22 protein-coding genes are annotated in these 19,706 nt (G+C 60.6%); 5 read left to right on the top strand and 17 right to left on the bottom strand.

Translation table 11 applies throughout. The features are described 5' to 3' along the window. Positions 1–4: 4 nt before the first annotated feature. The 5 genes from ACI2I1_RS14660 to ACI2I1_RS14640 form a co-directional block, all read right to left on the bottom strand. Complete coding sequence (locus ACI2I1_RS14660) at positions 5–1,009, bottom strand: LD-carboxypeptidase (RefSeq protein ID WP_404679722.1); 1,005 nt, start codon at positions 1,007–1,009, stop codon at positions 5–7. 80 nt (positions 1,010–1,089) lie between these two features. Next, positions 1,090–1,272, bottom strand: a complete 183-nt coding sequence (locus ACI2I1_RS14655) for a hypothetical protein (protein WP_221543411.1) — start codon at positions 1,270–1,272, stop codon at positions 1,090–1,092. A 61-nt stretch (positions 1,273–1,333) separates the two neighbouring features. After that, positions 1,334–1,750, bottom strand: coding sequence for a cytidine deaminase (locus tag ACI2I1_RS14650; RefSeq protein WP_404679721.1), 417 nt, complete (start codon positions 1,748–1,750; stop codon positions 1,334–1,336). A gap of 9 nt (positions 1,751–1,759) precedes the next feature. After that, entirely contained in the window at positions 1,760–2,464 is a 705-nt protein-coding gene (locus ACI2I1_RS14645; protein WP_404679720.1) for a glycoside hydrolase family 25 protein, read from the bottom strand. 6 nt (positions 2,465–2,470) lie between these two features. Continuing rightward, complete coding sequence (locus tag ACI2I1_RS14640; protein ID WP_221543414.1) at positions 2,471–2,974, bottom strand: UPF0262 family protein; 504 nt, start codon at positions 2,972–2,974, stop codon at positions 2,471–2,473. A 133-nt stretch (positions 2,975–3,107) separates the two neighbouring features. Between ACI2I1_RS14640 and ACI2I1_RS14635 the strand changes: the two genes are divergently transcribed. Next, on the top strand, positions 3,108–4,634 hold the full coding sequence (locus tag ACI2I1_RS14635) for a replicative DNA helicase (protein WP_404679719.1): 1,527 nt from the start codon (positions 3,108–3,110) through the stop codon (positions 4,632–4,634). A 1-nt stretch (position 4,635) separates the two neighbouring features. Here the strand turns inward: ACI2I1_RS14635 and ACI2I1_RS14630 are convergent, their stop codons facing one another. Both ACI2I1_RS14630 and ACI2I1_RS14625 read right to left on the bottom strand, forming a co-directional pair. Beyond that, entirely contained in the window at positions 4,636–5,169 is a 534-nt protein-coding gene (locus tag ACI2I1_RS14630) for a hypothetical protein (protein WP_404679718.1), read from the bottom strand. A gap of 56 nt (positions 5,170–5,225) precedes the next feature. Further along, on the bottom strand, positions 5,226–6,413 hold the full coding sequence (locus ACI2I1_RS14625) for a phosphatidylserine/phosphatidylglycerophosphate/cardiolipin synthase family protein (protein ID WP_404679717.1): 1,188 nt from the start codon (positions 6,411–6,413) through the stop codon (positions 5,226–5,228). Between the two features lie 114 nt (positions 6,414–6,527). On the opposite strand from ACI2I1_RS14625, the gene rpoZ reads away from it, so the two are divergent. Further along, positions 6,528–6,872 (top strand): DNA-directed RNA polymerase subunit omega, encoded by a 345-nt coding sequence (rpoZ, locus tag ACI2I1_RS14620; RefSeq protein ID WP_221543418.1) that lies wholly within the window; start codon positions 6,528–6,530, stop codon positions 6,870–6,872. 67 nt (positions 6,873–6,939) lie between these two features. Here the strand turns inward: rpoZ and ACI2I1_RS14615 are convergent, their stop codons facing one another. After that, positions 6,940–7,173, bottom strand: coding sequence for a DUF3072 domain-containing protein (locus ACI2I1_RS14615; protein WP_404679716.1), 234 nt, complete (start codon positions 7,171–7,173; stop codon positions 6,940–6,942). A gap of 68 nt (positions 7,174–7,241) precedes the next feature. Continuing rightward, the gene (locus tag ACI2I1_RS14610; protein ID WP_404679715.1) at positions 7,242–8,033 is read right to left on the bottom strand and encodes a sterol desaturase family protein; all 792 of its coding nucleotides are present in this window, start codon (positions 8,031–8,033) and stop codon (positions 7,242–7,244) included. A 105-nt stretch (positions 8,034–8,138) separates the two neighbouring features. On the opposite strand from ACI2I1_RS14610, the gene ACI2I1_RS14605 reads away from it, so the two are divergent. Next, positions 8,139–9,287 carry a DUF3667 domain-containing protein gene (locus ACI2I1_RS14605; protein WP_404679714.1) on the top strand — a complete coding sequence of 383 codons (1,149 nt, stop codon included), beginning with the start codon at positions 8,139–8,141 and terminating at the stop codon, positions 9,285–9,287. 1 nt (position 9,288) lies between these two features. Here the strand turns inward: ACI2I1_RS14605 and ACI2I1_RS14600 are convergent, their stop codons facing one another. From ACI2I1_RS14600 to ACI2I1_RS14575, 6 genes are all read right to left on the bottom strand, one after another. After that, positions 9,289–9,588 carry a hypothetical protein gene (locus tag ACI2I1_RS14600; protein ID WP_224812385.1) on the bottom strand — a complete coding sequence of 100 codons (300 nt, stop codon included), beginning with the start codon at positions 9,586–9,588 and terminating at the stop codon, positions 9,289–9,291. A 111-nt stretch (positions 9,589–9,699) separates the two neighbouring features. Beyond that, entirely contained in the window at positions 9,700–11,670 is a 1,971-nt protein-coding gene (ftsH, locus tag ACI2I1_RS14595) for an ATP-dependent zinc metalloprotease FtsH (RefSeq protein ID WP_221543422.1), read from the bottom strand. Between the two features lie 90 nt (positions 11,671–11,760). After that, the gene (locus ACI2I1_RS14590) at positions 11,761–12,444 is read right to left on the bottom strand and encodes an exopolysaccharide biosynthesis protein (RefSeq protein ID WP_404679713.1); all 684 of its coding nucleotides are present in this window, start codon (positions 12,442–12,444) and stop codon (positions 11,761–11,763) included. Positions 12,445–12,495: 51 nt separating this feature from the next. Further along, positions 12,496–12,948, bottom strand: a complete 453-nt coding sequence (locus ACI2I1_RS14585; protein ID WP_404679712.1) for a MaoC family dehydratase — start codon at positions 12,946–12,948, stop codon at positions 12,496–12,498. Next, complete coding sequence (locus ACI2I1_RS14580; protein ID WP_404679711.1) at positions 12,948–14,366, bottom strand: aldehyde dehydrogenase family protein; 1,419 nt, start codon at positions 14,364–14,366, stop codon at positions 12,948–12,950. The genes ACI2I1_RS14585 and ACI2I1_RS14580 overlap by 1 nt, the downstream gene beginning before the upstream one ends. Before the next feature lie 27 nt (positions 14,367–14,393). Then, positions 14,394–15,470, bottom strand: coding sequence for a CaiB/BaiF CoA transferase family protein (locus ACI2I1_RS14575; RefSeq protein WP_404679710.1), 1,077 nt, complete (start codon positions 15,468–15,470; stop codon positions 14,394–14,396). Between the two features lie 157 nt (positions 15,471–15,627). On the opposite strand from ACI2I1_RS14575, the gene ACI2I1_RS14570 reads away from it, so the two are divergent. Further along, positions 15,628–15,939 carry an ArsR/SmtB family transcription factor gene (locus ACI2I1_RS14570; RefSeq protein WP_404679709.1) on the top strand — a complete coding sequence of 104 codons (312 nt, stop codon included), beginning with the start codon at positions 15,628–15,630 and terminating at the stop codon, positions 15,937–15,939. 198 nt (positions 15,940–16,137) lie between these two features. Continuing rightward, positions 16,138–17,154 carry a GTP 3',8-cyclase MoaA gene (gene moaA / locus ACI2I1_RS14565; protein ID WP_404679708.1) on the top strand — a complete coding sequence of 339 codons (1,017 nt, stop codon included), beginning with the start codon at positions 16,138–16,140 and terminating at the stop codon, positions 17,152–17,154. A gap of 24 nt (positions 17,155–17,178) precedes the next feature. Here the strand turns inward: moaA and ACI2I1_RS14560 are convergent, their stop codons facing one another. Further along, positions 17,179–18,663, bottom strand: coding sequence for a tryptophan halogenase family protein (locus ACI2I1_RS14560; RefSeq protein WP_404679707.1), 1,485 nt, complete (start codon positions 18,661–18,663; stop codon positions 17,179–17,181). Continuing rightward, complete coding sequence (locus ACI2I1_RS14555) at positions 18,660–19,706, bottom strand: cupin-like domain-containing protein (RefSeq protein ID WP_404679706.1); 1,047 nt, start codon at positions 19,704–19,706, stop codon at positions 18,660–18,662. The genes ACI2I1_RS14560 and ACI2I1_RS14555 overlap by 4 nt, the downstream gene beginning before the upstream one ends.

Here is a 19,706-nt window from a genome sequence, read left to right as displayed (position 1 = left end):
GCCGTCAGCCCACGATCGGTTTCAGGAGCGTGATCGTGCGCTCCTGAGCATCGATTTCCACTTCACCGCCGTGGGGCAGGCTCAACTGCCCCCGGTGGTGGCCGATATTGGCCCCCGCGAATGCGGGAATACCGAGCGGTTTCAGATGCCGGTCAAGGACCTCGTCCAAGGTCAGGCCGGCATAGTCGGGTTCAGCAGTGGCGCAGGCGCGGCACCGCCCGAAGACCACTCCTGATAGTTTTCCCAAAATCCCTGCCAGCTCCAGCTGCTGGAGCATCCGGTCGATGCGGTATTCCGCTTCGTTGACGTCTTCCAGGAACAGGATGGCGCCGCCGAAATCCGGCACCCACGGCGTTCCCATCAGCGTGGACAGTACCGTCAGATTGCCGCCCAAGAGCCGGCCTCTCGCCCGCCCCGGTGTGATAGTGCGGCCTGATGGTCCCCCCTCACCCATACCAAGCACCGGCGTTTCACCGGTAAAGGCCAGCCGCCACAGGCTTTCCCAGCTGGCTTTCGGCCAGGAATTGCTCGCATTGGGCGCGTGGATAGTGGGGAAACCGGTCCGCGCGGCGATAGCAAGGTGAAGCGAAGTGATGTCGCTATAGCCGATGACCAGCTTCGGATTGCGGCGGATCATATCCCAATCGAGCATTTCCAGCAGCCGCGCCGCGCCCCAGCCCCCGCGAATGGCGAAGATGGCCGCGACCCGGTCATCGGCGAACATGGCGTTGAGATCGGCAGCGCGCTGCGCATCGGTGCCGGCGAGATAGCCGTCGGTGCGCGCCGCATTTGCGCCCAGCTTGGGAGTGAGGCCCATGCCGCGGATCATGTGCTGGCTGGCGGCAATCGCGTCCGGCGAAACCGCGCTGGCCGGGGCGACGAGACCCACCGTATCGCCCAGTCTAATCCGGCGCGCCCGTTTCCGGTCCCGCGCGGCTGCTTGCGCCGGAAAGCCCAAAGCCAGCGGCACGCCTGCCAAGGTCCCTAGGGCGGTTCGCCTGTCGATCATACGCAGGTCCCTAGCGAGGCAAGGCTATAAGAGCCAGCGCGATGAGCTGTACTGGAGCGCTGAGAAGGAAAGGCGAAATCCTAGGCGCCGGTGTCCGCCATGAGCTTGGCCGCCACGCTTTCGGGAGTTCCGGTCACCAGCAAGGGCTGGCCGCCGACGATCCCGACCAACGTCTGCCCGTTCTCCCCGATCCGGAGCCAGGCGACGTTGCTGGCGACAACCATGTAATTGCCGCCGCGCGATTCAAGATGGACGAATTTCATGGTGTATCTCCCGGCGCCCGATGCGCTGCCGCCATCCTAAACGTGGATGGTAAAAGAGCCGTTAGTCCAGGCTCGCCGGGCCGAACGCGTGGGGGAGCAATTCGCTGAGCTTCACCCGCCGCGTTTCCTCCGCACCGACGCACAGGATGAGCGGATCGGTCCCGCCAAGCTGCGCCAGTTCATTCAGTACCTGCCGGCAACGGCCACATGGCGTGATCGGCGCACCGCCCCCCTTGTCCAGCGGTCCGGTCACGGCCACCGCTTCCAGCCCGCCGCGCACGCCATCGGCCATGGCCTTCGAGATCGCCACCGTTTCGGCACACAGCGCGAGGCCATAGCTCGCATTCTCGATATTGGTGCCGGTCACCACGCGGCCATCCGCAAAAAGCAGCGCGCTGCCCACGGCGAAATCCGAATAGGGCGAATAGGAATTTTCGGCGGCCTCGCGGGCGGCTGCGATCAGATCGTCTTCAGTCATGGACCGCCTCTATGGGCGCACGACCAGCCAGCGCAAGGGCTTCTCGGCCGCAGGGCTCGCATAGACGGAATTTGCGGTCCAGACCGTCCACGGCCTGCCGGCATAGACCGGCTCTTCCCCATCCCCGTCCAGCCACAGCGACCGCTCCAGCCTCCGGGCGGGCCGATAGCGATCCTCGAAGCGCTCGCTCGGAGACAGCACTACGGGTGCTTCGGTATGCGCTTCGATCTGGTTGACGAGAGTCAGCAATTCGCTCTGCACCGCAGCATCCGAAACCCGTTCGGGGCAATCGTCGGCCAGCCGCGACAGACGGATCGTGGGCGGCAAAAGGTCCGCATCGCGCGGGACGATGGTCACGTAATTGGCGGATTGCCCGTCGGCGGTTTCGCAAGGATCGAACAGATGGACCGCGCCCACCTGCAGCCCCGCTTCGCGCGCTGCGCCCAGATTACGGGAGAAATTGGCATCCTTGCCGCGCGCCCCGCGACTGGCTTCGAGATAGACGAAGCTGGCGCCGAGCCCTTTCAGCACTTTGAAATCGACTGCGCCGTCATCCTCGCCGACCAAGGCGCCCTGGTCGGGATATTCCTCGTCGGTGGGGCGCCAGCCGCTGCGCTCGTGCTGCAGATACAACCACGCGCCAGCGCCGATCAGCGCGAGGACGAGGAGCAGCTTGAACAGGAGGCCGATCCGGCCCGTCTTGCGCTTCGCCATGTCCGGTCAGCCCTTGATGTGCAGAACGCAGATAAGCGTAAACAGGCGGCGAGCCGTGGCGAAATCGGTCTCGACCTTCCCTTCCAGCCGCTCCAGCAGAAGTTCGGCCGCTCGGTTGTGGACGCCGCGCCGCGCCATGTCGATCGTCTCGATCTCTCCCGCCGTGGCCTTGCGGATCGCCTGATAATAGCTGTCGCAGATGGCGAAATATTCGCGGATCGGACGGCGAAACCGGGCCAGGCCCAGGAGGAGTTCTTCCACCAGCTGGTCGTCCGCATCGGCGATCGTCATAAGCAGACGCCCATCGCGCACCGCCAGTGTCAGGTGATAAGGCCCGGTCGCCCCCCGCTCGGCAGCGCGCACGGGCTTGAAGCTGTTTTCCTCGATAAGATCGAAGATGGCGATGCGCCGCTCCTGCTCGATATCGGCATTGCGCCAGATGATCGTTTCCTCGTCGAGGTCGATCTTCGCGATACGCTGGTCGCCGGCAGGGGTGGTTGAATCGCTCATGATGCCAGCCTGCTTTCGCAACTGCGGTCAAGCGGGGCAAGGTCGAACTTTGGCTGATCCTTCCACAGGGCTGTCCGCATCGGGCCTTTCGGCGGCGGTTCAATCGCCAGCCAATTTGCTCCATAACCCCGCCATGGCCGACATTGACCTTCTCTTCCCAGCGACTGATTCGACTTCAGAAAATCAGAAACAGGGCCAGACCCTGCCCAGCAATGTGGAGGCCGAAGCCGCCTTTCTGGGCGCAGTGCTGATCGACAATCAGGTGGTGCAGGAACTCAATACGCCGCTGCAGCCGCATCATTTCTACGAACCGGTCCACCAGCGCATCTACGACCGGGTCCACAAGCTGATCGACCGCAATTCGGTCGCCACGCCGGTTACGCTGAAGCCGTATTTCGAAAGCGACGAAGCGCTGAAGCAACTGGGCGGCGTGACCTATCTCGCCCAGCTGACCGCCGATGGGCAGGGCTTGCTCGCGACGGGCAAGCTGGCCGAACAGATCTACGATCTCGCACTGCTGCGCGAACTAGTCACCGTGGGCCGCAATCTGGTCGAAAGCGCGCTCGACACATCGGAAGAAGTCGCGCCGATGGACCAGATCAGCAAGGCCGAAGCCGATCTCTACAAGGTCGCCGAAGGGGCGACGACCGGCAGCGAGGCGCAGGACTTCCGCACGGCCGCGCTGGGCGCGCTGAAGATGGTCGAAGCCGCGATCAATTCCGGCGGCAAGTTTTCAGGCAAGACGACGGGCCTCGAAACGGTCAACGACAAGACCAGCGGCCTCCACAATTCCGACCTCATCATCCTCGCCGGGCGTCCCGGCATGGGCAAGACCTCGCTGGCGACCAACATCGCCTTCAACGCGGCGCGCCGGCTAATGGACGATCACAAGCTCGGCATCGAAACCGGCGAGAGCCCTGGCGCGGCGACTGCCTTCTTCAGCCTGGAAATGAGCGCGGACCAGCTGGCCACGCGTATCTTGGCCGAAACGGCGGAAATTTCCTCGGAAAAGCTGCGTTCGGGCCGCTTGAGCAAGGAGGAGTTCCAGCGGCTTTCTTTCGCCAGCCAGGAATTGAACGAACTACCACTCTATATCGACGACACGCCCGGCCTCACCATCGGCGCACTGCGCACCCGTGCGCGGCGGTTGAAGCGCCGCCATGACATCGGGCTGGTCATCGTCGACTATCTTCAACTGCTACAGGGCTCGGGCCGCGCAAACGACAACCGCGTCAACGAAATCTCGGAAATCAGCCGCGGTCTCAAGACCCTGGCCAAGGAACTCCATGTTCCGGTCATCGCGCTGTCACAGCTAAGCCGTGCCGTGGAACAGCGCGAGGACAAGCGCCCGCAGCTTTCCGACCTGCGCGAATCCGGCTCGATCGAGCAGGACGCCGACATGGTCTGGTTCATCTTCCGCGGCGAATATTATCACAACGCCCTGAAACCCGACACGCCGGACGAAACCAGCAGCGAGGAAGTCCGCATGAAATATGCGGATTGGGAGGCCCGCCATCTCGAGCTGGTCAACCGCGCGACCCTGATCGTGGCCAAGCAGCGTCATGGCTCGACCGGCAATGTCCCGCTGCTGTTCCAGAGCGAGTTCACCAAGTTCACCTCGCCCGAAATGCGCGGCGGATACGAGGATGATTACGAGTAAATCAGGCGTCCGCCTGCGGTCCGCATTCGTAGCGGCCTTCCACGGAGACCTGTTGCCCATCGCGCGATAACGTCATAGTCGCCTCCATCGGCGCGGGCCCGGTTGCCGGGGCGGGCGTTTCGCGGATTTCGGCTTCTTCGGAAACGGCAATCTCGACTTCGATGCCATTGTCCCCGGTGAAGCTGGCGGCGGACTGGAGCGAGTTGTATCCGCCGGACCCGTCCATCTCGACTTCGATGGGCTGCCCATCAATGACGACAAGCCCTTCTGCGCTTTCGATATTTGCCGAATTGGCGACGGCCGCGAACAGGGTTTCCTGACCGCGGCGGAAGACACAGCCCAGTTCGCCCATGAGATTGCGTTCGCGTCGCAGATTATCGTCAATCACGCCGGGCACCAGCGCGACCCTTGGCGTTATCGCCGGAACATTTGTAGCCGGAGCCAACGGTTCGGTATCCGCTGGTTCGCGGTCTTCGATCGGCTCTGCACAGGCGCTCACGCCCAGGAGTGCAGCAACAAGAATGGCGGTCCTCATCGAAATCTCCTTTTCGCAGCCTACGCCTTTGATGGGGCGAATGTTCCTTGTCGGTATCAGAAGCCCAGATTGGTTCGCCGCGCGACAGTATAATCGATCACCGAGACGAGCACCCAGCCGGCCCACCAGCGGATCCTGTTCCAGATGGTTGCACGCTTCTTATGCAGTTCAGGCGTAATATGCTCCGAAGCCTCGATATGCCGGGTCACAAAGTCGCGCATCCGTTCGGCAAGTGCCCTATCCTCGATCCGCAGCATGATCTCCAGATTGAGATAGAGACTGCGCATGTCGAAATTGGCACTGCCCACGTAAACCGCGTCATCGAGGACGAGTAGCTTGGTGTGGAGCTTGCACGGAGAGAATTCCCAGATCTTCGCGCCGCGCTTGAGCAAATAAGAATAGAGCGAACGGGTCGCGCCGATCGTCGCGCCATTGTCGCTCTTGGCGGCCATCAGCAACCGTGTCTGTCCCTTCTTCGCCACGCGCGCGATCCGTTTGAGCAGCGTATAGGGGGGTGAGAAGTAGGCCATGAAGATGTCGAGCTTCTCGCCCTCCTTCAAATCCTGCGTCACGCACCGCGCCCAGGTAGATAGGCCCCGGGTCGGCCCGCCGACCAGCCAGCGGGCATGGCCATCCTGCGATGTCCATTCCCAGTCGCTGACGGTCTTCTTGATCTCCCTGAAATGGGCGTCGTCATCGTCCGTCCAGTCGTGCAGACGGCCGAACCAGTCGCTCAGGCCCTGGACCGCGTCGCCTTCGATGCGGATGCCGATGTCGTTCCAGCCGTTTCTCTCCGGCGGCGCGAAATAATCGTCTTCGATGTTGAAGCCGCCGAACATGGCGCGTTCATTGTCCGCGATGACCATCTTCTGATGATTGCGGATGAGGTAGCGCATCGACCAGCGCGGGCTGAAGCACAGATATGTACCGCCGCTTTCGACGAAAGGCTGGAGGAATTCATCGCTGGCCGATGCGCCGAAGCGGTCGATGATCAGCGTCACTTTCACGCCCCGTTTCGCTGCGTCGCAAAGGGCGTCTCTCAACTCCACGGAGACACTGTCTTCGGCAAAGATGTAGAAGCAGACGTCGAGCGTCGTCCTGGCCGAGCGGACCAGATCCATCAGCGCCTGACGGCGATCTTTTCCCGCAGGATAGAAAGTGAGGGACTGCCCCTGCGCGCGCACCTCGAACGGCGGCGGGTCGCGAAAGTGCGTGGTCTGGGCTGCGGTTGCTGTATCTGCCATGTACTGCAAGCCTTAGCGTGCCCGGCACATGGCGCAAATCCTTGACTTGATCGCCCTCGATCCGTATCTGACGCGCTTTCCGAGATTCTCGAATTTAATTGCATCGGAGTGCCCATGGCGCGCGTTACCGTCGAAGATTGTGTAGACAAGGTCCCCAACCGTTTCGATCTCGTCCTGCTGGCTGCCCAGCGGGCACGCGAGATTTCCGGCGGTGCGGAGATCACTCTCGAACGCGACCGTGACAAGAATCCGGTCGTTGCCTTGCGCGAGATCGCCGAGCAGACGGTGAAGCCGAAGGACCTGCAGGAAGCAGCCGTCACCAATCTGCAGAAAATCCTGCCGGATGACGATGACGAGATGGATGAAGTCGGCTCGCTCAGCCAGTCGGCCGAAGCTCTGCGGATCACGGCATCCGCGCCGGCCCGCTCGACCTCGATCGGGTCCGATTACGAGGGCTGATCTCTACAGCATTGCAGTCAAGAAAAAGGCCGCTCCCGATGGGGCGGCCTTTTTCGTTGCGGGTGCTTCACTGGCCCCGGCCGGTCTTCGCCTGTAGCTGGTCGATACGCTGGGACGCTTCGGCCTTGGTCAGTTCGGGGTCATAGGCTTCGGGATCGCCGGCCTCTTCCGACAGGGTCTTGAGGTAGCTGGCCTGCGCGCCGGTCATACGCTCATCCCCGGTAGCCCAGTTCTCGGGATCTTTTTCGGCATTCGATACGGGATCGGACTTGGGGTATTCGTTCGGCATGGTAGCAGTCATGATGCATGTCTCCTTTGCCAAACCAACGTTCGTGTTCTATTTATGTTCCTCGATCAGGCCGAGGCGTCCTAATCCCTGAACGGCAGCAGCAGGCTCCAGCCCAGACGATGGGGGCGTTCGTCCTGATAGGCCTTCAGCCCGATCTCGATCCCGTCCTGCCCTTTGGCAGCATCGCCGACATAGGTGCCGAAGACCCTGTCCCAGCCTGACAGTAGCGTCCCGTAATTGCTGTCGGTCTCGCGGCGGAAGGACGAGTGGTGGATCCTGTGCATGTCGGGCGTGACGAGCAATGCTCGGAAAGGGCGCTCCACGCCCCTGGGGAGCGAGAAATTGGCGTGGGTGAAGAGCGTCGCGATGTTGAACACCACTTCGAACAGGAACACCCCGAACACCGGTAGGCCGAGCGCTGCGACGACCGCCATCTTGAACAGCATGCTGAACCCGATTTCCAGCGGGTGAAAGCGGGCTGCGGTGGTGATGTCGAACGACGGGTCCGCATGATGGACCTTGTGCAGGCGCCAGAGGAGCGGCACCCGGTGGGTTGCCCAGTGCTGAAGATAGAGCGCCAGATCGAGTGCGACGATCGCGGCGATGACACCGGCCCAGGGCGGAAGAGTTACCCAGTTGAAAAGACCCCATCCCCTTTCTGCCGCCAGTGCGGCCGTGCCCACCATCAACAGTGGCACCGCCAGGCGGACCAACAGCGTATCGATCCCGAACAGCAGAAGATTGGTTACCCAGCGCCGTCCCCGCAACGGCGTGCGCTTCGGCGACACGAATTCGATCAGCGCGAAAAGGCCGAAGACTGCGGCAACAACGCCAAAGCCGACAAATTCTGCGGAAGGACCGATGGTATCCATCACCTTATTATTCGCAAGCCGCGAATGGAACTGCAAGAGATAAGCAGAACAATTGGTCTTGAGCGGCAGTTCCATTAAGGGCATTCAAGTCGCAAGGGGGTCTCGATGAGCGATTTTGGTGATGCGTTGGGCACGGCAGTGGAAGGCGGACTTTTCGCCAAGGCGATCGACGACCGGACACGCGACGAACATCTTGAAGACGGACATTTCGCCGAAGGAGCCTGTCTCAATTGCGGTACCGAGCTGATCGGTTCGCACTGCCACAGCTGCGGCCAGAAAGCGCATCTCCACCGCACGATCGGCGCATTCATGCACGATCTCCTCCATGGCGCGCTGCATTTCGAAGGCAAGACTTGGAAGACGCTACCCAAGCTCGCGCTCAAACCCGGGGAGCTTACGCGGCGCTATATCGAAGGCGAACGGGCGCGGTTCGTATCGCCCATGGCGCTGTTCCTCTTCACGGTCTTCCTCATGTTCGCGGTGTTCCAAGTGGTAGGACTTACGGCCCCGACGAATATTATGACAGATGCGAGCATCGCCAACACCTTTGGTGAGATCGAGGAGAGGATGGCGAGCGATCGCGACGACATTCGGATCAGGTTGTCGGAGACATCTGCGGAACTGGCAGAACTTACCGAGGAAAGGTCGACGGCCAGCGAGGCGGAACTTGCCGGATTGGAGGATGACATAGCTTCCGCCGAGGAAGAGCGGGCCGAACTCGAAGATGAACTCGCCACGACCGAGCGCAACCTCGCCGAATTTCACGATCTGCGTGAACGCGACATCGTGAAAGTGAACACCAGCGTCACCGACATCAAGACAGACATCGCCTTCATCGACAAGGTGATCGAGAAATGGAACAGTAATCCCGGCCTGATGCTCTACAAGCTGCAGGCCAACGGCTACAAATTCAGCTGGTTGCTGATCCCTATCTCGATACCGTTCGTGTGGTTGCTGTTTCTATGGAAGCCGGGCTATCGCGCCTACGACCACGCGATCTTCGTGACCTATTCGATCGCCTTCATGTCGCTGTTCTTCATCGTGCTGTCGTTGCTGATAAAGGCAGGTGCGCCCGGATGGATCCGGGCGACCCTGTTTACCTTCGTTCCGCCTATTCACATCTACAAGCAGTTACGCGGCGCTTATTCGCTTTCGCGTTTCTCCGCATTCTGGCGGCTTGCCGTTTTGCTGATCTTCATCAACATCGTGGCCATCCTGTTCCTGAACCTGTTGCTGGTAATCGGCGCGTTCTGATTTAATTCTCAGCGTCTGCCTGATCACGGTTCAGCTCGTCGCCCAAAATGGGTGCCGGGCCGGGGGTTTCCTTGTCGCCTTCCTCGATATTGCGCTCGAGATTGGCGGCCCCCTCGCTGACTGCGCCGGCAGCCTTTTTCGTGCCGTCTTCGATCACCTCTCCGACTACGGCAGCATTGGCCTCGATATCGTCACCGGCAAGTTCCGCCGTCTTGGACGCATCGGCCTGAGTCTGTTCGGAACAGGCAGCAAGGCCGGTCAGCGTGGCAGCGGCAAGTGCAGTGGCAATCAGGCGTTTCATAGTCGTATCCTCATGAAGTGGCGCGTTCGGCGCCTCTGGGTATGGGTGGACAACGCAAAAAGGGCGCCGACGGTTTCCCGTGCGGCGCCCTGATTTCTTCAGCGCTGGCGTTCAGGCTCCTGCGGGAGCCCCTTCGCCTGTGCCGCCGAACTTCTTTCCGGCCTTGGGAACCGTGCTTCCGCCAGGCTGGGAAACCGATACCGGCCCCTTCGGTTCGTTCGGGCGATCGATCTTGCCATTCTTCATGAGCTGGTCGATCTCGTCGCCGGTCAGCGTTTCATATTCGAGCATGGCCTGGGCCAACAGGTGGAGCTTGTCCTCCTGATCGGTCAGCACGTCCTTGGCACGGGCCAGACCTTCCTCGACCAGCCGCTTGATCTCTTCATCGATGAGCTTGTTGGTCTCGCCGCCCGACATGGTGCGCGCGGTCTGGCCCATGCCCAAATAGCCTTCCTGGCTCTGTTCGTACTGGAGCGGTCCGAGCTTGTCGCTCATGCCCCACTTGGTGACCATATTGCGGGCAAGGTCGGTCGCATACTGGATATCGCCCGACGCACCGCTAGACACCTTGTCGTGCCCGAAGATGATTTCCTCGGCCACACGGCCGCCCATGGCCACGGCAAGGTTCGCATGCATCTTGTCGCGGTGGTAGGAATAGCTGTCGCGTTCCGGCAGGCGCATCACCATGCCCAGCGCACGACCACGCGGAATGATGGTCGCCTTGTGGATGGGATCGGATGCCGGTTCGTTGAGGCTGACGAGGGCATGGCCCGCCTCGTGATAGGCAGTCATCTTCTTCTCGTCTTCGGTCATGACCATCGAACGGCGTTCCGCGCCCATCATGACCTTGTCCTTGGCGTCTTCGAATTCCTGCATGGCGACAAGCCGCTTGTTGCGGCGCGCAGCCAGCAAAGCTGCCTCGTTGCAGAGGTTTGCCAGATCGGCGCCCGAGAAGCCCGGAGTACCGCGCGCGATGGTGCGCGGATTGACATCGGGTGCCAGCGGCAGCTTCTTCATATGCACGGCGAGGATCTTCTCGCGGCCTTCGATATCCGGCACGGGGACAACGACCTGACGGTCGAAGCGGCCCGGACGAAGCAGTGCAGGGTCGAGCACATCGGGGCGGTTCGTCGCCGCGATGATGATGATGCCTTCGTTGGCTTCGAAGCCGTCCATTTCGACCAGGAGCTGGTTCAGCGTCTGCTCGCGCTCGTCATTCGAATTGCCCAGACCGTGTCCGCGGCTGCGGCCAACCGCATCGATTTCGTCGATGAAGAGAATGCAGGGTGCGTTTTTCTTGGCCTGTTCGAACATGTCGCGCACGCGGCTGGCGCCGACGCCGACGAACATCTCAACGAAGTCAGAGCCTGAGATCGTGAAGAAGGGCACGCCCGCCTCACCCGCGATGGCGCGTGCAAGCAGCGTCTTACCGGTACCCGGCGACCCGACCAGCAAAGCGCCCTTGGGAATCTGGCCACCCAGCTTCGAAAAGCGGCTGGGATCTTTTAGGAATTCAACGATCTCTTCCAGCTCTTCGCGCGCTTCGTCGATCCCGGCGACATCGGCGAAGGTCACCCGTCCCTGTTTCTCGGTCAGCAGCTTGGCCTTGGATTTGCCGAAACCCATCGCACCGCCAGCGCCGCCGCCCTTCTGCACCTGGCGCAAGGCGAAGAACGCAATACCGAGGATCAGCAGGAACGGCAGAATGTTGATGAGCGCATAGATCAGCAGGTTGCCGCTATCGGCTTCCTTGCCAGAGAACTCGACGCCGTTCTCTTCAAGGAGCGGGGTCAGCGTGGTGTCGTCCGGCACGGGAACGGTGTTGAAAGCTTCGCCGCTGGTGGTCAGGCCCGTGATGCGATCATTGGCGATCTCCACCGACTTGATCGATCCTTCGGCGACCTTTTCCTTGAAGTCCGAATAAAGCAATTGCGTGCCGGAGGCAGAGCTGCCTCCGCCATACATGGAAACGACCAGCAGCAGGCCGAGGAAAATTCCGCCCCATACCAGCAGGCTCTTGATCCACGGGTTGGGACCATTGCCTTCCGGTTCCGGGTTCGAATTGTCGTTATCGTCGCGCATTGCAGGGCAATCCTTTCCTATGGGATGGAATGTAGGCGCGCGGGGCTGAATGGCAAGTTTAGCAGGACTGCGATGTGCGCTTATTTCCGATTACGCTGATCGCCTGGCAAGCGGGGAGTAATGGTATGGCTCTTCCAACGCCATACCGCCGCCACTCTCGCCATCGTCATCCGACCTATAATAATAGTAGGTGCCGCCGCCCACCGCGGCCACAGCCAGCAGCAGCGCAGCCAGCATGACCAGCCCGTCGCGCACGATCAGTGCAAGCCCGATCGTGGCGATGGCAAGCATGGGCGCCGAACTGGCAAAGGGCAGGACTTCAAGCGGCGGAACGGTGATGCACAGGATAATGACGGCGAGTGCGGCCAGCCTGATCCAGATACCTTTGGTGAGCGGTTCGAGCCGGTCGCGGCTATGATCGTCCAGCCAGCGTGCGGTCCCACGCAGCTTCGTGATCGCCTTGTGAAGCTTCTTCGATTCCACGGCCCGGTTCTGGACAAAGCGCGGCATCCAGACATGGTCCTTCCCCAGCAACAACTGCACCGCAACAAGCGCAATGACGCTGGCGAGAAAAGTGGGAACGCCGGGGATCGCCCCAACGGGCGTGAGTTCGAGCAATGCCGGAAGCATGATGAACGGGCCGAAGCTACGCTTGCCGAAATCATCGAGGACATCGGCCACGCGGACGCTGTCGCCCTTGGCCGCCAGATCGTCGAGTTCGCCGATCACATCCTCGACGCTTTCGGGCTCCTTGCCCGATCTATCGTGGCTCATGCACTCTCCCCTTCGCCCCGCAACGCATGAGCAGGGCGAAGGGGTGCAGGATCAGGCCGCGCTTTTCTTCAGCAAAGCCGAGCGTTCGCAGCGGCATACGACTTCTCCGCGCTGGTTCACCGCCTCGTGCAGGAACGTGACGATACCGGTTTCGGGGCGCGACTTGCTTTCGCGCAGGCCGATGACCTCGCTCGTCGCATGCAGCGTATCGCCGATGAAGACGGGCTTGGGCATGACCAGCTTGTCATAACCGAGATTGGCCACCAGCGTGCCGAGCGTGGTGTCACCCACGCTCAGTCCGACCATCAGCGAGAAGGTGAAAGTCCCGTTGACGAGGATCTGACCGAACTCGCTTTCCTTTGCCGCTTCCGCATCGAGGTGGAGCGGCTGCGGATTGTGGGTCATCACGGTGAAGAAGAGGTTGTCCGCCTCGGTCACCGTGCGCCGGATTTCGTGGGTCAGCTTGTCGCCGACCTGCCACCCGTCGAAGAATTTGCCCGCCATCAGCCGTGGCCCATCACGGCCTTGACCTCGAGGAAGTCGTGGAAGCCCCACTCGCCCCATTCGCGGCCATTGCCCGACTTCTTGTAACCACCGAAGGCGGCGTTCATGTCGTGGGCGCCGTTGATCGTCACCCGGCCGGCGCGAATACGCTTGGCGAGGCTGCGGGCGGTGTCGATATCCTCGCCCATGATCGTGCTGGCGAGGCCATATTCGGTGTCGTTTGCGATGCGCACGGCATCGGCATAATCGTCGTAGCCGAGAATGCAGAGCACCGGGCCGAAAATTTCCTCGCGCGCGATGGTCATATCATTCTGGACGTCGGCGAAGACGGTCGGCTTGACGTAGTGACCCGTTTCGAGGCCCTCAGGCTTGCCGGGGCCACCGGCAACGAGCGTGGCGCCTTCCTCAATGCCCTTATTGATCAGGCCCTGGATCTTGTCCCATTGCGCCTTCGAGACAACCGGGCCGATGGCCGCATTACCCTTGGGATCACCGGGCATGACGCCTTCCGCCGCTTCCTTGGCCACGGTCTTGGCTTCCTCCATGCGTGCGTGCGGGACGAGCATGCGGCTGGGCGCAGTGCAGGTCTGACCAGAATTGCCCATCATGGAGACCGTGCCCCTCGCCACCGATTTCGCAAAGGCGCCGTCGTCGAGCACGATATTGGGGCTCTTGCCACCCAGTTCCTGCGCCACGCGCTTGACCGTATCTGCCGCATTCTTAGCAATGAGAACGCCTGCGCGGGTCGAACCGGTAAAGCTGACCATGTCGATATCCGGATGCCCGCTGATGGCTTCGCCCACGCCCGGCCCGTCGCCATTCACAAGGTTGAACACACCCGCTGGCACGCCAGCCGCATGCATGATCTCAGCGAAGATATAGCCGTTGAACGGTGCGATCTCGGTCGGCTTGAGCACCATGGTGTTGCCTGTCGCCAGCGCCGGGAACACCTTGCAGGCGATCTGGTTGAGCGGCCAGTTCCATGGGGTGATCATTCCGACCACACCGATCGGCTCCCACACGTGCAGCGTTTGCCCATCCTTTCGTTCGAAGGCGAAATCCTCGAGCACCTCGATCGTCTTCTGGCAATGTCCTGCCAGCATGCCGACGTGGGGGCCGCTGGCGAGGCTCATCGGGGCGCCCATCTCATCACTGACCGCGAGAGCGAGTTCTTCCTTGCGATTCTCGATCTCGGCCTGAATTGCGCGCAGCAGGGTCAGACGTTCTTCTCGCGTCGTCTGGCTGGAGCTTTCGAAGGCCCTGCGTGCCGCGGCGACAGCCTTGTCGACATCCGCCTTGGTCCCGAAACTGATGTGGCCGATTGTCTCTTCAGTTGCAGGATTTTCTACCGGCTGCGTGTTTTCGGTGACCGGATCGACCCATTGGCCATCGATGTAGAATTTGGTGCATTCGCGCATGGAACGTCTCTCCTTTGGACCGCGTCATTAGCCATTTGACGCCCAGCGCGCCACCACCTCCTCGCCATCTTGCGCACTGTCGCGGATTGCGCCGGGTGTGCGCCCGAACCGCGGGGCAGGCGCCGCTTGAGGACGACCTCCGTGTTCCAAATAGGATGCCCGCGCTTTCATGTGGGGGTGATCCTTCGCCTCGTCCAGCGGAACGACCGGGGCAAAACAGGCGTCGGTTCCTTCGAGCAGAGCGATCCACTGCGCCTGCGTCTTGGTCTTGAACAGCGCCGCAAGCTTTTCGGTGTAGGGCTCCCAGTTCGCGGGATCGAGTTGCCCGTCGGCCAATTCCTTTGGTGCATCGGACCGCGCAAGCAATTCTGCGTAGAACTGCGGCTCAATGGCGCCGACAGTGATTTCTTTTCCATCGAGGCAAGCATAGCAGCGATAAAAATGTGCCGCCCCTCCCAGCAGGCCGGCGCCGCGCTCGGTGGTGCGAAGCGCGCTGTGCGGTTGGCCATGAAAAAAGGTCATGAGGTTGGTCACGCCATCGACAATGGCCGCGTCGACCACCTGGCCTCGGCCGCTTCGTTCGCGTTCATACAGCGCGGCCATGATTCCGAACGCGCAATACATAGATCCTCCACCGAAATCGCCCACGAGATTTTGCGGCGGGATCGGCAGATCTCCCTTAACGCCGATGCTGTCGAGCGCGCCGGTAATCGCGATGTAATTGAGATCATGCCCTGCCGCCTGCGCCAATGGGCCTTCCTGTCCCCAGCCGGTCATGCGGGCATATATGAGGCGCGGATTGGCAGACAGCATCTCGTCAGGCCCAAGCCCCAGACGCTCCATCACCCCGGGCCGGTAGCCTTCAAGAAGCACATCGGCGTGAGCGAGAGCTTTTCCAACGAATGCCTTACCCGCATCGCTCTTGAGATCCACCTCGGCTCGGTGACGCCCCCGCTCCACGACGGGATTCATCGGCCGGTTACCTGGCCGTTCGATCCGCACGACGTCGGCACCGAGATCGGCCAGCATCATTGCCACATGCGGCGCGGGGCCGATTCCCTGAAATTCGACCACTCTCAAGCCGGTTAACGGACCATTATTCACTCTTCATCTCCCATTTCATTAAATTTTCTGATAACTTTAGACCGGCGGAAAAAAGCGTTCGTCGAAAAAGTTCATGCAAAGACTTGCATATGACCCCACTCTCGGTTCAAAGAACAAGTATTACCCCCTATCCGTAAGTCCCCGTGGAGAATTCACTGTGCCCCTGAACATTCCGATAGCTGAGATGGAGGAAAACGCGGGAAACGCGGTGACCTTGCTCAAATCTATGGCGAATGTGTCGCGCTTACTCATCCTTTGTCACTTGGCAAAAGGAGAGATAACGGTGGGAGAATTGGTCAACCTGGTCGATCTTTCACAATCCGCTTTGTCGCAGCATCTTTCGGTTTTGCGCCGTGAAGGTCTCGTCACTACGCGGCGGAGTTCACAGTTCATTTACTATTCCCTCGCGAGTGAGGATGTCAAAGCAGTCATTCGCACTCTTTACGATCGTTTCTGTGTACCCGCCTGACACGCCAGCCTACTGTTAAATTGCCAGCGCAATAAATACGGGCGCGTTCTTCACCAATTGGTAGGGCGCGCCACTGGGTGCACCTTAATGCCGAGCCCCCGCCCAGCCTCTTGGGCGTAATCCAGCATATCATTTGTCCGACTTCTAGATCCTAGCAGACGCTGGCCAAGGTGAGGTTGAGCGGGTACTTATGCGGCAATGGCACTGTTCGATCCACCTGGAAGCTTAGAAGGCGAGCGCCTCGAGGATGGGTTTGGAAGGCGTTTTTCTTACCTGCGCTTATCTCTCACCGATCGGTGCAATTTCCGATGCACCTATTGCTTGCCCAACGGCTTCGTAAAGCAACAAGGCTTGCCTTCAGAGCTTTCCAGCGAAGAAATCTACCGGGCCGTTGCTGCGTTCGCCGGCCTCGGTTTGTGGAAGCTGAGACTCACGGGTGGCGAACCCACGGTGCGCCATGATTTCACCGAAATCACACGTAAATTGCGCGAGATCGAAGGCATTCGCCGGATCGCGATGACAACCAATGGCTATCGCCTGGCACAACGGGCCAGCGAATGGCGGGAGGCGGGTGTCGATGCCGTCAACGTCAGTATCGACACACTTGACCCGAAAGCCTTTGCCAGCCTGACTGGACACGATCGCCTAGCCGATGTCGTGGCTGGCGTGGACGCAGCGCTCGAAGCGGGGTTCGACACCGTAAAAGTAAATTCCGTCCTGCTTCGCGATCTCGAACGCAGCGGCTGGGATGACATCCTGCGCTTCGTCGAAACGCGAGACTTATCGTGGCGCTTCATCGAATTCATGCGCACTAACGACAATACCGCTTTTCATGAACAGCAGGCGACGCCAGGAGAAATCGTCCGCGACAGACTCCTGGCGGCAGGGTGGGAACCTCAATCGCGCGAGATCGGCGCTGGGCCCGCAGTCGATTATGCGCATCCGGCCTATCGCGGCAGGATTGGCCTGATTGCCCCCTATTCTCCGGGCTTTTGCGAAAGTTGCAATCGCCTCAGGCTATCCAGCCGCGGCCGTCTCCACCTCTGCCTTTTCGGCACCGAGGGATTGGATCTGCGTGAACTCCTGCAGCGGGATGACCAGCAGGAAGAGCTTGTCTCCCGCATCGTGGCGGCCATGCCGGGCAAAAGTCGCGGTCACCGCCTCAATGAGGGCGATAGCGGTGCAACGCCGCATCTTGCCTCCATCGGCGGTTGAACAAAGGATCAGGCCAAAGAGCGCTCAGCGCGCGGCAGCGTATGAGGCGATGAACTGACCGTGCGCGGGCATTTCAGCGACCCGAGATGAAATTGCATCTCTTTGCTGAGCCAGTATCCCTATCAGCCTTTTATCGTCCATCAGGCCGGCCAAGCGGTGCCAGTGGCGCGGCATAAGTCCTTGTCCAAGCATGACGTAGAGCCAGCTTTCGGTCCGAAAAAGCTCGTGGGCATCCTGCCACGCCTGCGCGTGTTCAGTGAAATTTTCGAGCCGGGCTTTCAAAGTAGCCGGTATGTCCATCGCCGCTCTGCTCCGCCAGAATTCCGAGTCGGCGCGCTTGGTCAGATGATAGTGAAGGATGACGAAATCACGGACATGCTCGAGTTCATAATCAGCGAGGGCATTCCACCGTCGGCGCAGGGATTGCATTTCACCGCCGAACGGAAACAATTGGATGAGCCGGGTAACTCCGCTCATGATCAGATGGATACTGGTGGATTCCAGCGGCTCGATAAAACCTGAAGACAGGCCGAGAGCGATGCAATTCTTCGACCACATGGTCGCCCGTCTGCCAGTTTCGAACCGGATGAGCCTCGGATCGCTGACTGCTTCACCGGCAATGTTAGTGAGAAGCTTCTCCCGCGCCTCTTCTACCTCGAGATAGTCGCTTGCAAAGACCAACCCGTTTCCCGTCCGGTGTTGAAGTGGGATGCGCCACTGCCAGCCTGCTTCATGAGCCGCAGCAAGAGTATAGGGCAGCGGCTGCTCCGTCGCTTCTGTCTGGACCGCCCAAGCCCCGTCAGTGGGCAACCAGTGGCTCCAGTCTTGATATCCGACGCCCAGGGTCTTGCCGATCAGCAAGGCTCTGAATCCGGTACAATCGATGAAGAGATCGCCTTCGATACGCTCGCCACTCTCAAGCAGGAGGGCAGCGATGTCGCCGGTCTCGGTATGCTGCTCCACAGTCGCAATACGACCCTCGACCCGGCGCGCGCCATCCCTTTCGGCGATGGCACGCAGAAAAGCCGCGTAACGGCCCGCGTCCAGATGATAAGCATAATTGAGATTAGGCTTACCCGCGGTGGTGAATTTCCCTGCGAGCGCAGCTTCGTGTTCGAGGCAGTAGGCACCGATCGGGTGAACCGCGCCGCGATCACGGCCTTCGAGCCAGAAATGCTGGAATTCCGCCACCCAGTTACGCATCTCGAAGGTGCCGAAGCTATGCATGTAGCTTTCGCCGAGCGCACCCCAGTCATCGAAGCGGATTCCGAGTTTGAACGTCGCGCCGGTCGCCGACATGAAAAGGCGCTCGTCGATGCGCAAGTATTCGTGAAAGCTGCGCGCTGTCGGAATCGTTGCTTCCCCGACGCCAATAGTTGGAATGGCGTCGCTTTCCACCAATGTAACTTCGACGAGACGCCCGAGCTGCCGCGAAAGCGCGCAAGCTGATATCCACCCGGCGGTGCCGCCACCCGCAATGACCACTCTAACCGGCTGGCCCCCAGTCATCGCTGTATCTTTCGCGTGAGCACAGCGCGTAGCCGCCGCGCAGATAATGCGTCCATTTCGCCAAGCGGCCCCTGGATATGCGCCGGCAAATGGGCATTGGCGGTCGCACGATCACCGAACACATAGTGATTGAAGATCGCTCTCCACGCTTCCCTTTCATGGGTGGGTCGCTGTCTTATCGATAGCAAAGCATGCAACAGCGTTAACTGAGGCGTATCGACGAAATCGGGAACAGGGTTCCACCACCAATTCAGTAAAATGTTGAAGGCGTCGAGCCCTTCGACCTGATGCCACCACATGGCCGGATAAACGAGTATATCGCCAGCTTCGAGGATTACCGACTGAGCCGTCTCAACCGCATCGGCAAATCGCGGAAACCGATCCAGATCCGGGGCAGCGAAATCGACCATACTGACGACCTGCCCCCCCGGCGTGGGCTCCAACGGCCCAGGATAGAGATTACTTACCTGATCCGGCGGGAACAGTGTGAAGCGGCGGCGACCTGCGGCGCAAAGCGCGCAATTGTTGGACAAATCATAATGCGCGGGCGTGACGGTCCGGTTGCCCATCCATAGGCTTCCCACAATGGGTGCGCTGCTTTCATCCACCAGGCCGTCCAGGCCCGGATCGTTTTCTTCCCACAACCCAGGGAAGAACAGCCTGAGGTCGGTCGAGCCGACATAAATGGGCTCGGATGGGTCGGAGAGCATTTCCTCTAGCAATGGCGCGAGATCGTTTTTCGAGGCTGAAAAGTTGAAGCCATCGACAGCATCATTGTAGTGAAAACGCCCGCCGGTTTCGTCGCCCGCCCTGTAAACGGTCAAAGGTCTTTCTGCGGATTTGTCCAGAAGATAACTCGCCACGGATGCGCTGGAATTCCGCGCCTCCCGGACGATCGGCAGTTCATAGCCTGCCCTTCTGAAAACCGCCGGACCACCGACGGAGGTAAGAAAGCGGTCGAGCTCGGCCCCGCGCGGCATGGGAGTGTCATAATCCTCGACGGGATTGGCGCTCTCCACCGAATGGCCTGAGTGATCGCCCAT

The organism is Qipengyuania sp. NPDC077563 (assembly GCF_044901345.1).
GTDB classification, from domain to species: domain Bacteria; phylum Pseudomonadota; class Alphaproteobacteria; order Sphingomonadales; family Sphingomonadaceae; genus Qipengyuania; species Qipengyuania aestuarii.
The sequence above is the reverse complement of the archived record's forward strand: the minus strand, read 5'-3'. Positions and strand labels throughout refer to the sequence as shown.